General features: G+C 68.2%; 19 protein-coding genes. 8 read left to right on the forward strand and 11 right to left on the reverse strand.

The window, feature by feature from the left end; genetic code table 11:
* The first annotated feature begins 46 nt into the window (after nt 1-46).
* Genes ACFWUU_RS03610 through ACFWUU_RS03620 form a run of 3 tightly spaced genes read left to right on the forward strand, consistent with a single transcriptional unit; the run spans nt 47 to nt 2,792 of the window.
* A complete protein-coding gene (locus tag ACFWUU_RS03610; RefSeq protein ID WP_380172372.1) occupies nt 47-1,267 on the forward strand; it encodes a histidine kinase in 1,221 nt (406 codons plus the stop codon).
* On the forward strand, nt 1,258-1,902 hold the full coding sequence (locus ACFWUU_RS03615; RefSeq protein ID WP_380174263.1) for a response regulator: 645 nt from the start codon (nt 1,258-1,260) through the stop codon (nt 1,900-1,902). Before ACFWUU_RS03610 ends, ACFWUU_RS03615 begins: the two co-directional genes overlap by 10 nt.
* Nucleotides 1,903-1,919: 17 nt before the next feature.
* Nucleotides 1,920-2,792, forward strand: coding sequence for an alpha/beta fold hydrolase (locus tag ACFWUU_RS03620; RefSeq protein WP_380172374.1), 873 nt, complete (start codon nt 1,920-1,922; stop codon nt 2,790-2,792).
* A gap of 3 nt (nt 2,793-2,795) precedes the next feature.
* Here ACFWUU_RS03620 and ACFWUU_RS03625 read toward each other — a convergent pair whose 3' ends face one another.
* The 4 genes from ACFWUU_RS03625 to ACFWUU_RS03640 all read right to left on the reverse strand — a co-directional run bounded on the left by ACFWUU_RS03625 (nt 2,796) and on the right by ACFWUU_RS03640 (nt 7,611).
* Entirely contained in the window at nt 2,796-4,631 is a 1,836-nt protein-coding gene (locus tag ACFWUU_RS03625; protein ID WP_380172376.1) for an AMP-dependent synthetase/ligase, read from the reverse strand.
* Between the two features lie 176 nt (nt 4,632-4,807).
* The gene (locus ACFWUU_RS03630) at nt 4,808-5,833 is read right to left on the reverse strand and encodes an aspartate-semialdehyde dehydrogenase (protein ID WP_380172378.1); all 1,026 of its coding nucleotides are present in this window, start codon (nt 5,831-5,833) and stop codon (nt 4,808-4,810) included.
* Between the two features lie 54 nt (nt 5,834-5,887).
* On the reverse strand, nt 5,888-6,073 hold the full coding sequence (locus ACFWUU_RS03635; RefSeq protein ID WP_134000222.1) for a tautomerase family protein: 186 nt from the start codon (nt 6,071-6,073) through the stop codon (nt 5,888-5,890).
* Between the two features lie 35 nt (nt 6,074-6,108).
* A complete protein-coding gene (locus ACFWUU_RS03640; RefSeq protein WP_380172380.1) occupies nt 6,109-7,611 on the reverse strand; it encodes a sodium:solute symporter family protein in 1,503 nt (500 codons plus the stop codon).
* A gap of 140 nt (nt 7,612-7,751) precedes the next feature.
* On the opposite strand from ACFWUU_RS03640, the gene kduI reads away from it, so the two are divergent.
* From kduI to ACFWUU_RS03655, 3 genes are read left to right on the forward strand one after another with little or no spacing between them, the layout of a single operon-like run.
* Entirely contained in the window at nt 7,752-8,576 is an 825-nt protein-coding gene (gene kduI / locus ACFWUU_RS03645) for a 5-dehydro-4-deoxy-D-glucuronate isomerase (protein ID WP_380172382.1), read from the forward strand.
* Complete coding sequence (locus tag ACFWUU_RS03650; RefSeq protein ID WP_380172384.1) at nt 8,573-9,325, forward strand: SDR family oxidoreductase; 753 nt, start codon at nt 8,573-8,575, stop codon at nt 9,323-9,325. Before kduI ends, ACFWUU_RS03650 begins: the two co-directional genes overlap by 4 nt.
* A 9-nt stretch (nt 9,326-9,334) precedes the next feature.
* Complete coding sequence (locus ACFWUU_RS03655; protein WP_380172386.1) at nt 9,335-10,099, forward strand: IclR family transcriptional regulator; 765 nt, start codon at nt 9,335-9,337, stop codon at nt 10,097-10,099.
* 2 nt (nt 10,100-10,101) lie between these two features.
* Here the strand turns inward: ACFWUU_RS03655 and ACFWUU_RS03660 are convergent, their stop codons facing one another.
* Genes ACFWUU_RS03660 through ACFWUU_RS03675 form a run of 4 tightly spaced genes read right to left on the reverse strand, consistent with a single transcriptional unit; the run spans nt 10,102 to nt 13,949 of the window.
* On the reverse strand, nt 10,102-11,334 hold the full coding sequence (locus tag ACFWUU_RS03660; protein ID WP_380172388.1) for an MFS transporter: 1,233 nt from the start codon (nt 11,332-11,334) through the stop codon (nt 10,102-10,104).
* Nucleotides 11,331-11,957, reverse strand: coding sequence for an MOSC domain-containing protein (locus ACFWUU_RS03665; protein WP_380172390.1), 627 nt, complete (start codon nt 11,955-11,957; stop codon nt 11,331-11,333). The genes ACFWUU_RS03660 and ACFWUU_RS03665 overlap by 4 nt, the downstream gene beginning before the upstream one ends.
* 40 nt (nt 11,958-11,997) lie before the next feature.
* Nucleotides 11,998-13,380, reverse strand: coding sequence for an MFS transporter (locus tag ACFWUU_RS03670; protein ID WP_380172392.1), 1,383 nt, complete (start codon nt 13,378-13,380; stop codon nt 11,998-12,000).
* The gene (locus ACFWUU_RS03675) at nt 13,377-13,949 is read right to left on the reverse strand and encodes a TetR/AcrR family transcriptional regulator (RefSeq protein WP_202877612.1); all 573 of its coding nucleotides are present in this window, start codon (nt 13,947-13,949) and stop codon (nt 13,377-13,379) included. Before ACFWUU_RS03675 ends, ACFWUU_RS03670 begins: the two co-directional genes overlap by 4 nt.
* A 105-nt stretch (nt 13,950-14,054) precedes the next feature.
* Here ACFWUU_RS03675 and ACFWUU_RS03680 point away from each other — a divergent pair, with 105 nt between their 5' ends.
* A complete protein-coding gene (locus ACFWUU_RS03680) occupies nt 14,055-14,984 on the forward strand; it encodes an SDR family NAD(P)-dependent oxidoreductase (protein ID WP_380172394.1) in 930 nt (309 codons plus the stop codon).
* Here ACFWUU_RS03680 and ACFWUU_RS03685 read toward each other — a convergent pair.
* From ACFWUU_RS03685 to lepA, 3 genes are read right to left on the reverse strand one after another with little or no spacing between them, the layout of a single operon-like run.
* Nucleotides 14,981-15,577, reverse strand: coding sequence for a TetR/AcrR family transcriptional regulator (locus ACFWUU_RS03685; protein WP_380172395.1), 597 nt, complete (start codon nt 15,575-15,577; stop codon nt 14,981-14,983). The genes ACFWUU_RS03680 and ACFWUU_RS03685 overlap by 4 nt on opposite strands.
* Nucleotides 15,578-15,587: 10 nt before the next feature.
* Nucleotides 15,588-16,493, reverse strand: coding sequence for an aminoglycoside phosphotransferase family protein (locus ACFWUU_RS03690; protein ID WP_380172397.1), 906 nt, complete (start codon nt 16,491-16,493; stop codon nt 15,588-15,590).
* Nucleotides 16,494-18,383 carry a translation elongation factor 4 gene (gene lepA, locus ACFWUU_RS03695; RefSeq protein ID WP_202877610.1) on the reverse strand — a complete coding sequence of 630 codons (1,890 nt, stop codon included), beginning with the start codon at nt 18,381-18,383 and terminating at the stop codon, nt 16,494-16,496.
* A 103-nt stretch (nt 18,384-18,486) separates the two neighbouring features.
* Between lepA and ACFWUU_RS03700 the strand changes: the two genes are divergently transcribed.
* Nucleotides 18,487-19,383 (forward strand): aminoglycoside phosphotransferase family protein, encoded by an 897-nt coding sequence (locus tag ACFWUU_RS03700; protein WP_380172399.1) that lies wholly within the window; start codon nt 18,487-18,489, stop codon nt 19,381-19,383.
* Nucleotides 19,384-19,425 lie beyond the last annotated feature (42 nt).

Genomic DNA, 19,425 nt, shown 5'->3' on the forward strand with positions numbered 1-19,425 from the left:
GAGCGCCGGGAGGCGGCAGGGTCGGAGTATGTCTACGGTTGGGGTAATGAGGGCGAGGCTCTTCACTCCGGTGCGGGCGCTGGCGACGATGCTCCTGTCAATCGCGGGAGTCGCCGCCGCGGTGCTCGTGCTCGTCAGCAGCGCGCTCGTCCTGGTCGGGATCGGGCTGTACGCCGTACCGCTTGCCGTCCGGCTCTTGCGGAAGGTTGCCGACGCGGCGCGCGGGCTGGCGCGGATGGCCGGGGTGTATGTCGAGCGGCCGTACGGGACCGAGCGCGGAGCGGTCGCGCTGCTGAAGGCACGCAGTACGTGGCGGGACGTGCTCTGGGCTTTCATCGACCCGCTCATCGGGACCTGGGCGACCGCGCTCGCGATCGCGCTGCCGCTGTTCGGGGTGTACGGCGCCGTCGTACAGCCGTTCGTGTGGCGAGCCAACGAGCGTGCTGGCGGCGTCAACTCCTTCGGCCCCATCCACGTGACCTCGACCGGCACCGCGATCGCCGCGATCCCGGTCGGCCTCGCGATGATCGCCGCCGGTCTGTACCTCGGCCCGCTGCTGCTCACGCTGCGCGCCAGCTGGTCCGCCGACCTGCTCGGCCCCTCGCGCACGGCCGCGTTGGAGGAGCGCGTCGAGACACTGGTCGAGAGCCGCGCGGACAGCGCCGGCGCCCAGGCCGCTGAGCTGCGCCGGATCGAGCGGGATCTGCACGACGGTGCGCAGGCGCGGCTGGTGGCGCTCGGGATGAGCCTCAGCAACGCGGAGCGGCTGTTCGACGAGGATCCGGAGGCGGCTCGCAACCTGGTGATCGCGGCCCGCGAGGCTTCGTCCAGGGCGCTCGACCAGCTGCGCGACCTCGTCCGCGGCGTACATCCGCCCGTCCTCGCGGACCGCGGTCTCGCCGACGCGATCCGCGCCCTGGCACTCGACTCGCTGCTCGAGGTCGAGGTCACGTCCGACCTGCCGGGCCGGCCGTCGTTGCCGGTCGAGTCCGCGGTGTACTTCGCCGTCAACGAGCTGCTCGCCAACGCGGCCAAGCACGCCCGTACGGCGACCACTGTGTCGATCACGCTGCAGTACGAGAACGGCGTGCTGCGCTGTGACGTCACCGACGACGGCCCGGGCGGGGCGGATCCCATGAACGGGACCGGCCTGCGTGGGATCGAGAGCCGGCTGGCCATCTTCGACGGTACGGTCGAGGTCGACAGTCCCGTCGGCGGGCCGACCCGCGTCCAGCTGGAGGTGCCGTGCGCGATCCGATCCGTGTAGTGGTCGCCGAGGACCTGTTCCTGCTGCGCGACGGGCTCGTCCGGACGCTGGCCGAGCACGGGTTCACGGTCGTCGCCGCGGTCGACACCGGCCCGTCGCTGCGGAAGGCATTGGTAGATGAGCAGCCGGATATCGCGGTGGTCGACGTACGGCTGCCACCGTCGTTCACCGACGAGGGGCTGCAGGTCGCGATCGAGGCGCGGCGGCAACGACCTGGGTTCCCGGTGCTCGTGTTGTCGCAGTACGTCGAGCAGCTCTACGCGCGCGAGCTACTTGCTGATGGCAACGGTGCGATCGGTTATCTGTTGAAGGACAGGGTTTTCAACACCGAGCAGTTCATCGAGGCGGTTCGGTCGGTGGCTGAGGGTGGTACTGCGATGGATCCGCAGGTCGTCGCGAAGTTGCTCAGCCGGGGCGATGCACGGGGGCGTACCGCGGAGCTGACTCCGCGCGAACGCGACGTACTCGAACTCATGGCCGCGGGCCGGTCGAATGCTGCGATCGGGCAACAACTGGCGCTGTCCATCAGCGCCGTCACCAAACACATCGCGAGCATCTTCGCCAAGCTCGACCTGCCGGCGTCCGACGACGACAACCGTCGCGTGCTGGCCGTCCTCGCCTACCTGAACCGCTGACCCGTATCCTCGCACCCATGCTGAGTGACGGAGTGCGGACGATCTCCGCGGGTGGGGTCGATCACTGGGTCCGGATCGCGGGCGGTTCCCATGACGGAGTACCGCTGGTGCTGATGCACGGCGGGCCGGGCGAGAGCTCGTACTCGATCGAGCAGTCGGTCGGTGACGCGGTCGCCGAGTTCGCGCCGGTCGTCTTCTACGACCAGCGCGGCTGCGGTCGTACGGCGCGGTCCGACCCGAGCACGTACACCATGCCGCAGCTGGTCGCCGATCTGGACGAGTTGCGTACGGCGCTGGGCGTCGAGCGGATCGCGCCCTGGGGCGTCTCCTACGGCTGCCTGCTGGCCGCGGAGTACGCCGTTGCCCACAGCAACCATGTCGACCGGCTGATCCTGCACGCTCCCCCGATCACCGACCCGCTCCATCCCGGCGTGTGGACGATGCGCCCCGCCGCGGTCGACCCGATCCTCACACCGGCCGAGCGCACCGCCCTCCGCGCCCAACTCGAGCCCCTCACCGACCCGATCGAACGCACGGTCGCGGCCATCGGCGCGATCGCGCAGAGCGAGAACGCGGTCGACTTCTTCTACTACGACCCGGCCAACATCCCCGCCGATGATCCCGAGTCTCCCGAATCCAACATGGAGCTGGCCCTCGCCCTGGTAGGCACCGAACGCCCCACCCTGGCCGACGACCTGGCCACCCTCGACATCCCGACCTTGGTCCTCGCCGCCCTCTGGGACCGCCACGTAGGCTTCGACATCCCTCGCGACCTAACCACCCGCCTCCCCCAAGCCACACTCGAGATCTTCGACAAGTCCGGCCACTCCATCGACCAGGAAGAACCGACGAAGTACGTCGAGTCGATCCGCAAGTTCCTCGGCCGCTGAGACCTACTCGTACATCTTGTCGAGTACTTCGGCGTACTCGGTTTCGACGTACTTGCGTTTGAGCTTCAGGCTCGGCGTCATCTCACCCGACTCGACGGTGAGATCCCGGTCGAGGACGGTGAACTTCTTGATGGTTTCCCAGCGGTTGAGGGTTGCGTTGAGTTCGTCGACGTAGCCCTGGACCATCGCCTGGGCCGCGTCCGATGTGACGATCTCGGCGTACGGCTTGCCGCCCAGGCCGTTCGCGGACGCCCACCCGACGACAGCATCCGGGTCCAGCGTGACCAGCGCCGAGACGAAGTTGCGCTTGTTGCCGTGGACGATGAACTGGCTCGCGTACGGGCAGATCGTCTTGAAGCGACCCTCGATCACCTGCGGCGCGACGTACTTGCCGCCCGACGTCTTGAACAGGTCCTTCTTCCGGTCGGTGATGAACAGGAACTCGTCCTCGAAGTGCCCGATGTCCCCGGTGTGAAACCACCCGTCGGCGTCCAGTACTTCGGCCGTCTGCGCCGGCTGATTGTGGTACCCGCTCATCACCCCGTCGCCCTTGATCAGGATCTCCCCGTCCTCGGCGATCTTGAACTGCGTCCCGGGGAACGCCGGCCCGACGCTGCCCAGCCGGTACTGCGAAGGCCGGTTCAACGTCGACCCCGCCGACGTCTCGGACAGCCCGTACCCCTCGAGGATCAGCAACCCGGCCGCGTGGAACCACTCGGCCAGCGTCTTGTCCAGCGCCGCCGAACCCGACACGAAGAACCGGATCCGGCCACCGAACCGCGCCCGGATCTTCGACAGCACCAACCGATCCGCCGCCGCGAACTGCGCCGCCAGCAACCCGGAAGGCTCCCGCCCGGCCTGCCGCAACGCAGAAACCCGAGACCCGACCCCGAAAGCCCAGTCGAACATCCGCGCCCGCGCCCCGCCCTCGGACTGGATCATCGTCCGGATCCGCGCGTGCGCCTTCTCGAAGATCCGCGGCGCCGCCGCCATGAACGTCGGCTGTACGACGGCCGCGTTGTCGACGATCTTGTCGATCCGCCCGTCCACCGCAGTCGCGAACCCGATCTGGCACTGTACGGCGAGCAGCACCTGCCCGAACACGTGCGACAACGGCAACCACAGGAACTGCAGGTCGTCCGGCGACAGCACCCGCATCCCCTCGACCGCGGCGCCTTCGTACGTCCACGCCGAGTGCGGCAACCGCACGCCCTTCGGCCGTCCCGTCGTACCGGACGTGTAGATCAGCGTGCAGAGATCGTCCGGCTTGATCGCCGCGATCCGCTCCTCGACCGCGGACGGGTGCTCGGCCAGGTACTCGTCGCCCAGCGCGTCGAGATCCCCGAGCGCGATGACCCAGTCCCCGTCGCTCTCCTCCGGCGTACCGTCGATCAGCACGACCTTGCGCAGCGACGGCGTCTCGGACCGGTGCTCGCGGAGCTTGTCGACCTGGCCCGCGTCCTCGGCGTACACCAGCTGTACATCGGCATCGGCCACGATGAACGCCACGTCGGACGAGATCGTCGTCGGGTAGATCGTGGTCGTCGCCGCAGCCGCGAGTACGGCGGCCAGGTAGCACTCGATCCACTCGATCCGCGTGCTGGACGCGATCGCGACCCGCTGCTCCGGCTCGACGCCGAGCGCGACCAGCCCGGCCGCCCGCCGACGGGCCAGCTGCTCGGTCTCCCGCCAGCTCACCGACGTCCATTGCTCCCCGCGAGGGAAGCGGAACGCCTCCCGCGCAGGGGTCGCCTCGACCCGCTCCAGGAACATCTGGGCCATCGTGTCCTTGCGGTTGCTCAGAAGAGCGAGCTGGCCGGGATCGGCGACAGGCTTCATAACTGGCCTCCATCGGGGGTCAAGTAACCGGAGGGTAATCGCAAGCGACCGGTCCTGACCATGGCACTCGCTCGCCCGGGTGCACCTTCTCCATTACGTTTCCGCAACATGCACACACGGCGGGTGGCCTTCGTCTCACTATCCGTGCTGATCGTCTCCACCCAGGGTCGTACTGCTTATCGCCGGGCGAGGAGTTCTGCGATCTGTACGGCGTTGAGGGCGGCGCCCTTCCGCAGGTTGTCGTTCGACACGAACAGGACGAGACCGCGGTCACCCGGCACGGACTGGTCCTGACGGATGCGGCCGACGTACGACGGGTCCTGGCCGGCGGCGAGCAGCGGGGTCGGAAGGTCGGCGAGAGCCACGCCGGGCGCGGCACCCAGGATCTCGGTGGCGCGCTCCGGGCTGATCGGGTCGGCGAACTCGGCGTGGATGCTCAGCGAGTGGCCGGTGAAGACCGGAACGCGGACGCAGGTGCCGGCGACCGGGAGGTCCGGGATGTGCAGGATCTTGCGGCTCTCGTTGCGGAGCTTCTGCTCCTCGTCGGTCTCACCGGTGCCATCGGCAACGATCGATCCGGCGAGCGGGAGAACGTTGAAGGCGATCGGCCCGGCGTACACCTTGGGCTCGGGGAGGGTGATGCCTTCGGTGCCCCGGGCAAGCTTCCCGCCGACCTCGGCGAGCGCACGAGCCTGGTCCTCGAGCTCTTGCACACCAACGCCGCCGGAGCCCGAGACCGCCTGGTAGGTGGAGACAACGAGGCGCGTCAGCCCAACCGCACGATGCAGCGGGGCGAGGACCGGCATCGCGGCCATCGTGGTGCAGTTCGGGTTCGCGACGATGCCCTTGGGCAGGCTGTCGAGGTCCCCCGGGTTCACCTCGGAGACAACGAGCGGTACGTCGGGATCCATCCGCCAGGCGGACGAGTTGTCCACGACAACCGCACCCGCCGCGGCGACCTTCGGCGCGAGCTCCTTCGACGCCGTCTTCCCGTTGGAGAACAACGCCAACTCGAGCCCGGAGAAGTCAGCCGTCGCGGAGTCCTCCACGACAACTTCCCGATCCCCGAACGGCAACGTCTTCCCCGCCGACCGGGCCGAGGCGAAGTACCGCACCTCGTCCACCGGGAAGTTGCGCTCGACCAGCAACTCCCGCATCACGCCGCCGACCTGACCCGTAGCACCGAAAACACCTACTCGCATGCTGAAACAGTAGTAGGTCGGCGGCGTGGACGTACCGAGATTTCAGGGAACGGACTAGAGGTCCGCGGCCAACGTGCCCCCGTTGGCGACGTCGGTCTTCTCGATCTCGGTGAAGACGATGCGGACCGATTCGCGCTTGGCGCCGAGGATGGCGATGGCGGAGTCGGTGACGGCGGCGACGAACTCGCGGCGCTGGTCGAGGGTGCGACCGGAGAGGAGTTCGACGGTGATGTTCGGCATGGTTCTCCTGAGGGGTTGAGGTTGGGGCCAGTGTTTCAGGACAGGACCGCGGCGGGGCGGGCGGCGGTCTCGTCCGGGTCGGTGTTGAGCGAGTCGACCAGCTCGTCGACCTCCGGGCGGTTCTCCGGCAGCAGCAGGCCGAGGCCGACGTACACCACCAGGGAAGTTGCCAGCGGCAACGCGACGACCAAGGTCTGGTCGGTGGACCCGACGCCGTACTTGACGATCGCCCACGCGATCAGCCCGATCGCCCACGATGCCAGCGCGGCACGTGACCCGCTCCGCCGGAACCACGGCAGCAGTCCGAGCATCAGCGGGATCGCGATCGGTCCCATCGTCGCGGCGACCAGGTCGACGACGATCTTCAGTACGACGCCTTCGCCGTTGGTGGCGATCGCGATCAGCATGCTCACCGTGACGAACGTGAACGTGACGATCCGCGCCATCTTCAGCGTCGCCGCATCGGTCAGCCGGCGTACGCGAGGCACCAGCACCGGCGCGAGATCCCGCGTGATCACCGACGAGATCGCGTTCGCGTCGGACGCCACCATCGCCATCGTGTGCGAGAAGAACCCGGCCAGCACCAGCCCGATCAGCCCGCTCGGCAGGAGCAGCTGCGACAGCTCGACGTACGACTGCTCCGGCTTGCCGGGATGCACCAGCAGCGGCGCCGCGCACATCGGGATGAAGAGCACGAGCGGCCAGACCAGCCAGAGCGCCGATGACAACAGCGCGGACTTCTTCGCCGCGGATCCGGACGGCGCGGCCATGTACCGCTGTGCCAGGTTCCACATGCCGCCGTTGTACTCGAAGGTCTTGATGAACAGGAACGCGATCAGGAAGATCGGCGTGTACGGCCCGTTCAGTGCATGCCCGTGGCCGGCCGGCAGTTGGTCCCACATCGTCCACAACGTCGGTACGCCGTCCAGATGCGCGAGCACACCGATGAACATCGCGATGCCGGCGCCGAACTGGATCACGAACTGCCCGAAGTCGGTGAGTACGTCGGCCCACAGCCCGCCGAGCGTCGCGTACAGCATCGTCACCACGCCGGTGAGCAGGATCCCCCACCGCATCGGCACGCCGGTGAATCCGTTCAGCAGAATGGCGATCGCGACCCACTTCGACGCGATGTCGACGACCTTCAGCGCGGCACCGGAGTACGCGAGCGCCTGCTGGGTCGGCAGGTTGTACCTGCGGGCGAGGTACTCCAGTGGCGACACAACCCCGTGTTTGGCGCGGAGACGATTCCAGCGGGCGGCGAAGAGGAACGCACCGATGCCCACGCCGATGCCGATCGTCATGGCCCACCACACGTAGACCGTGATGCCGTAGCTGTAGGCAACGGCCGCGAAGGCGACGAACATGACGGCGCTGTAGCCGGACATGTGATGCGAGATGCCGGACAACCACCAGGGAATCCGGCCACCGGTCGTGAAGTAGTCCACGACGGTCTTGATCTTGGTGCGCGACCAGACGCCGATCAGCACCATCAACACGAAATACGCGACCAGGACAGTCCAGTCCAGAGCGGTCATGAGGATCCTCCCAGGGGCGATGGGGTGACTGACTGGAAGGTTCCATTGAACAGAACTGCGTGTCAAGAGACGGAACCCGGAACAATCTCGAATCAGGTTCCAGGCTTGACGACCGGTTCCATGATGTAGAACCTAGTTCCGTGACTCTGCAGATCAGGCACGCCACCCATCCCGAGCAGCTCCCCGGTTTCGACACCGCCGCGCTGCGCCGCCACTATCTGGTGGACGACCTCTTCGTCCCGGACGCGATCACCGCGGTGCTCACCCACCACGACCGGATCGTGCTCGCCGGCGTCCGTCCGTCGAACGGCCCGCTGACGCTGGACACCTACCCCGAGCTGCGCAGCGAGTACTTCCTCGAACGCCGCGAGGCCGGCATCGTCAACGTCTGCACCCCCGGCACGGTCACCGCGGACGGCACGAAGTACGAGCTGGCCACCGGCGCCTGTCTGTACGTCGGACGCGGCGTCCGCGAGGTCGCCTTCGAGGGAACCGACGCAGCGTTCTACGTGTTCTCCGCGCCCGCGCACACCGACTTCCCGACCGCACAGGTCAACCCCGGCGAGGGCAATCGGCTCGAGCTCGGCGACCAGCAGACCGCGAACCGTCGCACGATCGACCAGTACATCCACGCGGACGGCGTACAGAGCTGCCAGGTCGTGCTCGGCGTGACCACGTTGCACGCGGGCAGCACCTGGAACACCATGCCCGCCCACACCCACGACCGCCGTACCGAGTGCTACCTGTACTTCGGTCTCCCCGAGACCGAGCGGATCGTCCACCTCCTCGGCGAGCCCGACGAGACCCGGCACCTGCTCGTAGCGGATCGGCAGGCGGTCATCTCGCCGAGCTGGTCGATCCACTCCGGCTGCGGCACCTCGTCGTACAGCTTCGTCTGGGCGATGGCCGGCGAGAACCAGGCGTTCGGCGACATGGACGGTGTCGACGTACAGGATCTGCGGTGACGTTCAGCCTCGAAGGGCGTACTGCGCTCGTGACCGGCGCGCGTCGTGGCATCGGTGCCGCCATCGCAGCGGGGTACGCCGCGGCCGGCGCCGAGCTGATCCTGATGGCCCGGGACGCGGCGCTCGAGGACACCCTCGAGGCGATCAAGCAGAACGGCGGCGGGCAGGCCACCGTCGTGATCGCCGACTTCGCCGACCCGGCCGCGGTCGAGGCGGCAGCCGTCGAACTGGCCAGGGATCGGCACATCGACATCCTGGTCAACAACGCCGGCACGATCCGCCGGGCGCCGGCGGCCGAGACCACGACCGCAGACTGGCAACACGTGATCGACGTGAACCTCAACTCCACCTGGGCAGTCACCCGCCCGGTCGGGGCGGCGATGGCAGAACGCCGTACCGGGAAGATCGTCACGATCGCCTCGCTGCTGAGCTTCCAGGGCGGAATCACCGTTCCGGCCTACACTGCCAGCAAGCATGCGGTGGCGGGACTGACCCGGGCGCTGGCCAACGAGTGGGGTCCGGCCGGGGTTCAGGTGAACGCGATCGCGCCCGGGTACATCAGTACTGACAACACCACCGAGCTGCGTGCGGACCCGGCGCGCGAGGCCGCGATCCGGCAGCGCATCCCGGCCGGACGCTGGGGACGGCCGGAGGATGTCGTCGGCGCGGCGGTGTTCCTCGCCTCGGCGGCCGCGGACTACGTCAACGGGCACGTGCTCGCGGTCGACGGCGGCTGGCTCGCCAGATAGGAGAGCAGGATGAGCGACATGAGTTCGCCCTCGGCCATCGACAAGACGTTGATGGTCCTGGACGCCGTACTGGAGCACTCGCGGTTCACCGATGTCGTGAACGCAACCGGTCTGGCCAAGTCGACCGTGCACCGGATCATGGCGTCGCTGGTCGAGCACGAGTTCGTCGCCCAGGCCGACGACGGCTCGTACCACCCGGGGCCGAAGGCGCTGCGGCTGGCCGGGCACGCCTTGACCAACGTCGATCTGGCCACGGTCGCTCGTCCGGTGCTCGCGGATCTCGTCGCGCAGACGCGCTGCACGGTGCATGTCGGGCTGCTGAACGGCGACGAGGCGATCTACGTCGCCCGCCTCGACGGCCCGAAGCCGTACCGGATGCCGTCGCGCGTCGGCAAGGCGATCTGGCTGCACTGCACCGGCATCGGCAAGGCGCTCCTCGCCGAGAAGGACGAAGACGCCCTCGACCTCCACATCACCCGGACTGGTCTTCCGGCTCGTACGCCGCTCACACACACGACCGCCGCCGCACTGAAGACCGATCTCGCGCAGGTCCGCACCCGTGGCTACGCGCTCGACGACGAAGAGAACGAACCCGGCATCCGCTGCGTCGCTGCGGTCATCCACGACCACACCGGCGCCGCGATCGCGGCCGTGAGCATCTCCACCTTGTCGTTGGAGCAGTCGATCGCCCAGGTAGCACTCATGGCGCCGGCCGCGATCGAGGCCGCCCGCAAGATCTCCGCCGCGCTCGGCTACCGCGAACCGACGAACTGACGCTACGCCGCCACCGGTGCGGGACGACGGCTCTCCGCCCAACGGACGACCGGGACGAACAGCGCACCGGTCAGGGCGAACCAGACGCCGAGGATGATCCAGCCGGGGACGCCGAGGCCGAGAGGTAGTAGGGCCAGGACCGTCGGAGCGATCATCGTGCTGATCGACATGCTGGTGTTCCATACACCTTGGTACTGGCCCTGTGCGTGGTTCGGCGCCAGGTCGAAGCTGAGCAGGAACGAGCCCGACGACTGCATCAACTCTGCGATCACCTGGACCAGTGCTCCAGCGGCCAGCAGCGCGACTGCGATCAGCGCATTCCCCCAGGTGGCACCGGCCAGCAGGACCATCGATGCCAGCAGCAACCATCCTGCGGTGCGGGTGGCACGAGCGGCAGTTGTCGGATCGGCGATGCCGCGCGACGACCGTACCTGGAACAGCGAGACCACCACGGTGTTGATGATCAGCAGCAATGCGACCGTCCAGCGCGGCGCGTCCGTGTGGTCGACCACCCACAGCGGGATCGCGACATCGAGTACGGCGAAGTGGATGCTCATGCCCGCGTTGAGCGCCGCGACGGCGAGGTAGCCACGGTCGCGCAGCGCGATCCAGACCGGTCCGTCGTCGTCACGATGTTGCGACGCGACGCGCGGGATTGCCAGTACGACGAAGGCCGCGATGCTGCTCAACACCGCGTCGAGGACGAACATCACCCGGTACGCCGTGGCGGTGTCGAAATGCAGCGCGAACGCACCGATCGCGGCGCCGGCCATGATGCCGATGTTCGTGATCGCCCGCAGGTACGCGCGGGCCGCGACCCGGCCCGCGCCGACGGTCACCGCGGCGATCAACGCGGCCCGGACGGCACCCGCGCCGCGGTCGATCATCGTCAGCACGATGCTCACGACCAGGAACTGCCAGAAGTTGTTCACGACGAGGTAGAGCAGCGACAGCCCGCACACCATCAGACTCAGCACGACGAACAGGCCGCGCGGCCCACGCCGATCCGCCAGATGTCCGAGCGGTACGGCGGACAGCAGCCCGAACAGCCCCGCGACCGTGAGGCCGAGGCCGACCTGTGCGATCGACAGGCCGACGATCCGGTTGAAGTACAGGACGCTGACCGTCATCAGCAGGCCGTTGCCGACGCGGCTCAGCAGAGTCGCCAACGCCAGCGGCCGCAACGGCCCCGGCTCGGGCAGGATTCCCCGTCGTACGGTCGTCTGTGCGCTCATCCGCGCGCTGCCACGCGCTGCGCGGTGTCGCGGAGCTCCTCCATCAGGTCGACATCCGAATCGAGCATCCGCTGCATCTTCGCGGGGTCCTGCTGCGCGAACATCAGCGCGACGGTGACCTCGTGGTCCGGACGGCTGACGATCTGGATCGGGTCGCCGGCACCGATCGTGCCTTCGCGAAGCACCTTCAGGTACGCGCCGGGCCGGCACGCCTGGTGGAAGCGCTTGACCCAGTGCGGCTCCTGCATGCGGTGCTGGAAAGTGATGCACGGGATGCGGGGTGCGCGGACCATCACCTCGACCTCGTCACCGATCCGCCACACCTCACCCAGCAGGGCTCCGTTGACGTCGAGCCCTTCGGTGCGGAGGTTCTCGCCGAACAACCCGGTCGGGATGTCGCGACCGAGTTGGCCGGCCCACCAGTCGGCGTCCTCCTCGGCGTACGCGTAGAGGGCGAGATCCGGGCCGCCGTGGTTCTTGGTGTCGCAGACGCGGTCGCCGGCCAGGCCGAGCTCGCCGACGCGGATCCGGCCGGGCTGCGGTCGCTTGTCAATGGCGGTGAGGCCGGTCTCCTTCGGACCCGGAATCAGCTTCTCCACGACATTGACCGTCAGCAACCGCATACCGGCATCCTCTCCCGGCGACTGGCCGCGATCCACCGGTTTATCCGCGCTTGAGCGGGAGTATGGCGATGATCACCAGGGTCGCTGCGGTCGCGGCCGCGCCGATCCAGGCGGCCGCGGCGTACCCGGACTCGCTGGGGAAGACGCCGGTGGTGTGGGCGGCGAGGATGAGTCCGCCGAGGGCGCTGCCGGTGGAGAAGCCGACGCTGCGTACGACGGCGTTCACGCTCATCGCGCTGGCCGTCTCGGATTTCGGCGTCACAGCGAGGATGACGGCGGGCATAGCTGCTGAGAACGCACCGACGCCGAAGCCGAGGATGCCGATGGCGAGGATCGGTTCGACCAGGTGTGAGCGGGCGACCGCGAAGAGTACGAATGCGGCGAGGACGACCGCAGTACTTGCCGCTAGCAACCATCGGGCACCGAGGCGGTCCCGCCAGCCGGGGACGAGACGGCCGGCGACGAAGCCGAGGATCGAGAACGGGACGAGGACGAGACCGGCCTCGAAGGTGTTGAGGCCGAAGCCGTAGCCGGCTGTCGCGGGGGTTTGGACATAGCGGGTGATGAGGCTGAACAGCAGGTACATGCCGACGCCGCCGGTCAGCATCACCAGGTTCGCGGCGGCGACCGCGGGGTGACGCAGCAGGCGTACGTCTACGAGCGGCTGCTCGGTGCGGGCCTCCAGGAACGTCCAGCCGATCAGTAGCAGGATCGCGGCGGCGAGGATGGCGATGGCCGTGGCGGCGTGGTGGCGCCAAAGGTCGGTGTCGCCAATGACCAGCAGCAGCGCGGGCAAGGCGATCGCCAGCAGGATCGCCCCGCGCAGGTCGAGACGGGTCGACGGGCGTGACGGCGCCTCCGGCAGCGCGAAGAAGGCGGCGACCAGAGCGGCGGCAGTAATGACGAGCCCGAGCCCGTACGCCGCGCGCACGCCGGCCACGTCCGTGAGGAAGCCGGACAACGGGTAGCCGATCCCGATCCCCGCGGTCGATGCCACCGACAACAAGGCGATCGTCCGCGCCGCCCGCTGCTCGTCCAGATGATCGCGCGCGACCGCCATCATCAGCACGACCAGCCCGAGTCCCGATCCCTGGAGCGCCCGCCCGGCCAGCAGGAACGCGAACGGCAACGGCAACACGGTCAGGACGCTGCCGACGACCATGGCGGCGAGCATCCCGAGCACGACGGTACGCCGCCGCGGTCCGGCCCCGAGCCGACCGAACACAGGCGTTGCGACGGCCCCGGCGAGCAACGCGATCGTCAGGGTCCACTGCGAGGCCGCGAGCGAAACGTCGTACGCCTCGGCGACCGCCGTGATCAAGGGTGCGCCGAGGCTGCCGATGACCGCGCCGGCCAGTCCGACGGAGACCAGGAATCCCGCCAGCGCGGGGGCATGTCGCTGGGCGGGGCTCGCGGTGGTCATTGGTTCGTCTCGGTGGTGATGTGGTTGAAAAGGCCTGGTTTTATTCGGGTTCTGGCCTGGTGGGACCACGCTTCGTCGACCTGCGGCAGGTCGAGCGCCGCGTTCGTGTTGAGAAGCATGCCGAAGGCAAGGAACGACTTGATCGTCACCGGATCGAGCTGCGCCGTATCGGCGACGGCCTGCCACAACCGCGCGAAACTTGCGCGTACGGCGTCGCGCACCTCGCCGTCGCCGGCCGCCGCGGCCGCGGTGCCCTGAAGCTGGAGCAGGAGCGTCGTCCGATCGGCGAGCATCTCGTTGTACTCCTGCCCCATGGCCGTCAGCGCCTCGATCCCGTGCGACCCGCCAGCAGCCGCCAGCATCGCCAGCGCCATCCGGCCGAACGCGGCATCCACGCATGCCAGGAACAATTGCTTCTTCGTCCCGAACAGCCGGAACACGTACGCCTGCGTGATCCCCGCCCGCCGGGCGATCGTCTCGGTCGACGCGCCGTACAAACCGGCGGTCGCGAACTCCTCTTCCGCGATCCCGAGGATCTGCTCGCGCCGTTCTCGCCCAGTCATTCGCATACCGATGAAGTTAGTAGGTAGTAACTAGTAACTTCAATGTCTCCTCGATTATGTTTACGTGTGTATATTTACAGTCGTAAACCAGGATTCGAGGGAGTGGGGACGATGACAGACCAGCGATTCACCCGCCGACGCGTGATCACTACCGGTGCCGTGGCCGGCGTCACCGCCGCAGCCGCTGGAGCGATCGCCGGTGCGGCGTTCGTCCAGGGCGGGGATGCGCCGCCGCCGATCCAGGCCTCCGCTCGACGGCGGTTCGACGGCAAGGTCGTGCTGATCACCGGTGCGACCAGCAGGATCGGGCGGGCTGCGGCGCTGTTGTTCGCGGCCGAGGGCGGCAGGGTCGGGTTCTGCGGTCGGCGGGAGCAACTCGGCCAGCAGGTCGAGGCGGAGATCCGGTCCGCGGGCGGCCAAGCGACGTACGTCAAGGCGGATGTCCGCGTCGAGAGCGACGTACGGCGGTTCGTCGACGGGATCGCGGGCAAGTACGGCGGGCTCGACGTCTGCTTCAACAATGCCGGGATCAGCATCGAGCGGCCACTGCACGAGTACACGACGGCCGAGTGGGACGACGTGACGAACACGAACCTGCGCGGCAACTTCCTCGCGCTGAAGTACGAGGTGCCGCACCTGCTCGAGCGGGGCGGCGGGACGGTCGTGGTGACGTCGTCGTCCAATGCGATCGCGACGACCGAGAAGCGTGCGGCGTACACGGCGACCAAGCGCGGTCTGGTCGGCCTGGTCCAGTCAGCTGCCCACGACTACGCGGCGCGTGGCATCCGGATCAACACGCTCATCCCCGGTACGACGAACACCGAGCTCGTACGCCGGCTCGCCGGGATGATGAACGTCCCGGACCCGGTCTGGAACGCCCTGGCCGCGAACTGGGGCAAGACCCACGTCCACGGCCTGCAACGAATGGCGACGCCGAACGAGATCGCCGTGTTCGCGCTTGCGCTCGCGTCCGACGACTTCCCCTACCTGACCGCGTCCCAGCTCGTCATCGACGGCGGCAAGACGGCGTACGCGGGCTAACCGAGGACTTGCCGGACGAGGCGGTCGACGTATCGGTCCTCGTCCGGCAGCTCGAACCACGGCATCGCGACGCTCAGCTGCGCCCGCCCGTGCAAGGCAAGCCACAACTCCAGGGAGGTCTCGCGGATCTCGTCCACCGACGCGTCCGGGAGTACGGCGCCGACCGCGGCGATCAGCGGCTCGAACGCGGCCCAGCCCAGCTCGACCAACTCGGCGGCCGGGGTGCTCGGCGCGTCGGTACGACGGTGGGCGTGGAACATCACGGCGTACCGGCCCTCGTACTCGCGCGCGTAGGCGAGGTAGGCGAGCGCGAGCGCTTTGACCCGGTCTCGACCGGTGCCGTCCACTGCTGTGAGTCGATCGCGGAGGTCGCTGAAGAAGCGCGCCTTCACGGCTCGCAGCAACTCCGGCAGGTCGGTGAAGTGCAGATACAACGCGGTCGGGCTGACGCCGGTCGCCGAGGTGACCGTGCGGACCGACAACGCGTTGAGGTCGTGGGTTTCGAGGAGCTTGGCCGTCGCGGTGACCAGCGCGTCCCGCAGGTCGTCACCGGAGCCACGTGGGCTCCGGGCTCTGCGGTTCTCGACGGTCATCTTCCGGAGTTTAGTCCTGGATGGCTTTGACGATGGCGATGTTGCGAGTGAGCCAGTCCTGCGGCAGCGTGCCGTCGGTGTTCTCGAGCGTGCCGAGGACGTTGACCATCTGCCGGACGATCACCCAGTCGCGAGCACGGTCCTCGTCCAGGCCGGCCGCGTCGATCGCGGTGTAGAACCGTTGCCTGACCGCGAACCGAAGGTCGCCGGCGGCAACTACTTCCTCCCAGCGGTTCCAGATCAGCGGTGCGACCTCGAAATGCGGATCACCGGACAGCGGCTTCGGGTCGATCACCAGCCAGGGCTCGCGTTCCGCGGCCAGCATGTTCTCGTAGTGCAGGTCGGTGTGGATCAGCCGGCCGTCGGTCGCGGGGTCCGCGATGAAGTCCTCCGACAACGAGATCGCCTGCTCGACGTACCGATGCGGGACCGGCGCCGACGCGGGCAACCTGCGGAAGCCTTCCACCCAACGCTTCAGCTCCCCCGACAACGACCGGTACTGCGGACCCGCGGCGACATGCAGTCGTTTGTAGGTCTGGCCAACGATCTCGCAGGCGTCGAGCGCGTCGATCGTGGTCAGGTCCCGCGACTCCAACCGCTCGAGCAGCAAGGCGAATCGCCGCGGGTCGGCCCGCAGCAGCTGCACGGCGCCGTTACCGGCCCAGGTCCGCAATGCCAGGTGCTCGGTCTCCGCCTCCAGATGCGGGAACTGCACCTTCAGCACTGCGCGCTGGCCGTCGGCCGTGGTGACCGGCACGACCAGCGCACAGTTGCCGTAGAACGACGCGCCGTCGACGCGCAACTGCCACTCACCGAGCAGGTCCCGCGTGAGACGCGGCAGCCGATCAAGCCAGTCCGCCCAGTCCTGCCCGCGAGTCGCAACCGCAAGCAGGCCAGCAGGGATCTCGACCGGCACCTACTTCTTGCCTGCCTTCTCGACCGGTTCGGAGGTGCGGAGGGCGGCGATGAAGGCCTCTTGCGGGACCTCGACCCGGCCGACCATCTTCATCCGCTTCTTGCCTTCCTTCTGCTTCTCGAGCAGCTTGCGCTTCCGGGTGATGTCACCGCCGTAGCACTTCGCCAGGACGTCCTTGCGCATCGCGCGGATCGATTCGCGGGCGATGATCCGGGACCCGATCGCGGCCTGGATCGGCACCTCGAACTGCTGCCTCGGGATCAGTTCCTTCAGCTTGCCGGCCAGCGCCACGCCGTACGCATAGGCGTTGTCGCGGTGCACGATCGCGGAGAACGCGTCCACCGTCTCGCCCTGCAGCAGGATGTCGACCTTGACCAGCGCGGCCGACTGCTCGCCGGTCGGCTCGTAGTCCAGCGACGCGTAGCCCTTGGTCTTCGACTTCAGCTGGTCGAAGAAGTCGAACACGATCTCGGCCAGCGGGAGCGTGTAGCGCAGCTCGACCCGGTCCTCGGACAGGTACTCCATCCCGAGCAGGTTGCCCCGCTTGGACTGGCAGAGCTCCATGATGACGCCGATGAAGTCCTTCGGGCTCAGGATCGTCGCGCGGACGACCGGCTCGTAGATGTCGGCGATCTTGCCTTCGGGGAACTCGCTCGGGTTGGTGACGACGTACTCCTTGCCGTCCTCCATCTCGACCCGGTAGACCACGTTCGGCGCGGTCGAGATCAGGTCCAGGTCGAACTCGCGCTCGAGCCGCTCCCGCACGATCTCCATGTGCAGCAGGCCGAGGAACCCGCAGCGGAAGCCGAACCCGAGCGCGCCCGAGGTCTCCGGCTCGTACTGCAGGGCCGCGTCGTTCAGCTGCAGGCGCTCCAGCGCATCGCGCAGCGTCGGGTAGTCGTCGCCGTCGATCGGGAACAGCCCGGAGTACACCATCGGCTGCGGGTGCTTGTAGCCGCCGAGCGCCTCGGTCGCACCGTGGACGGCCGCGGTGACGGTGTCACCGACCCGGGACTGGCGAACGTCCTTCACGCCGGTGATGAGATAACCGACCTCACCCACGCCGATGCTCGGCGTCTTCATCGGCTCCGGCGAGATCACCCCGACCTCGAGCATCTCGTGCACAGCGCCGGTCGACATCATCTTGATCCGGTCGCGGTGGACCAGCTCGCCGTCGACCACCCGGACGTAGGTGACCACGCCGCGGTACGTGTCGTAGACCGAGTCGAAGATCAGGGCCCGCGGCGGCGCGTCCTTCACACCCTTCGGCGGCTCGACCTGCGCGACGATCTCGCTCAGCAGGTCCTCGACGCCCTCGCCGGTCTTCGCGGAGACCCTGAGTACGTCGGACGGGTCGCACCCGATGATGTGGGCCAGCTCCGCGGCGTACTTCTCCGGCTGGGCGCTCGGCAGGTCGATCTTGTTCAGCACCGGGATGATGTGCAGGTCGGCGTTCAGCGCGAGGTACAGGTTCGCCAGGGTCTGCGCCTCGATCCCCTGCGCGGCGTCGACCAGCAGGACCGCGCCCTCACACGCTTCGAGCGACCGCGACACCTCGTAGGTGAAGTCGACGTGGCCGGGCGTGTCGATCATGTTCAGGATGTACGTCGTCCCGTCCGGGGCCAGCAGGCCGCCCGGGGTGTCCGGACCAGGCGCGAACGGGAGGCGGACCGCCTGCGACTTGATCGTGATGCCGCGCTCGCGCTCGATGTCCATCCGGTCGAGGTACTGCGCCCGCATCGAGCGGTCGTCGACCACGCCGGTGATCTGCAGCATCCGATCGGCCAGCGTCGACTTGCCATGGTCGATGTGGGCGATGATGCAGAAGTTCCGGATCAGCGACGGGTCGGTGCGACCCGGCTGCGGCACATTCGTGGGGCCAACGGGCACGGAGGGGATCCAGTTCTGGTCTTGGGTGATATCCGGTCAATCATCCCATGCGGGTCCAGCAGATTCGAAAATCACTAGCGAGGGCCCGCTAGCGTGGTGAGGTATGGCGCACGCTGCTGGGGTCAGGCTGCCCTACGAGAAGATGCCCGTGTCGGTCCGGGACTGGGTGGAGCGTGCGCTCGGCTCAGCGGTGGTATCGGCTTCCACCCAGCAGGGCGGCTTCTCGCCCGGCGTGGCCGCCCGCCTGGTGACCGCCTCGGGCCGCCGAGCCTTCGTGAAGGCCGTCGGTACGTCGCTCAACCCGAAGACGCCGGAGCTGTTCCGGCAGGAGATCACCGCCATGCAGGCCATCGGCCCCCTCCCGATGGCGCCGCAACTGTACGACGTGTACGACGACGGCGACTGGGTCGGGATGCTGTTCGAGGACATCGACGGGCGACTGCCCGCTCATCCGTGGGAGCAGGCGGACGCTGAGCGGGTCCTGGACGCCGTCGCCGAACTGACCGACGCGCTGGACCCGTCGCCGTGGCCGGACGCACCGGTCATCGCCGTACGCAGCCATGACTTCCTGAGCCGGTGGAACAACGTGCTCGAGGACGGTCTCGCCGTACCGTCCTGGATGAATGGCCGGGTCGAGGAGTTCGCCGAGCTGGCGCAGACTGGACTCCGCGAGTTGGCCGAGGGCAAGGCGCTGGTCCACTACGACCTCCGGGCGGACAACATCATCCTGACCGACGACCGGGTGGTGTTCATCGACTGGGCGCACCCGGGGCTGGGGCCCCGCTGGACCGACAGGGTGATCCTGCAGGCGGAGATGCGCGCGTCCGTCGTACTCCCGGAACTGCCTGATGACATCGGGATCACCGGGTTCATCACAGCTGTGGCCGGTGGTCTCTGGTGGGGTGCCGCCCAGCCGGCGCCGCCCGGGCTGCCGACGATCCGCACCTGGCAGCGGGAGAGCGCCCTCGTCCACCTCGACTGGGTCCGCGACCGGCTCTGATGCAGCATCCCCGGCGGACGGACGTCTCTCAGGGTGTGACGA

Source organism: Kribbella sp. NPDC058693 (assembly GCF_042715335.1).
Lineage (GTDB): Bacteria > Actinomycetota > Actinomycetes > Propionibacteriales > Kribbellaceae > Kribbella > Kribbella jiaozuonensis.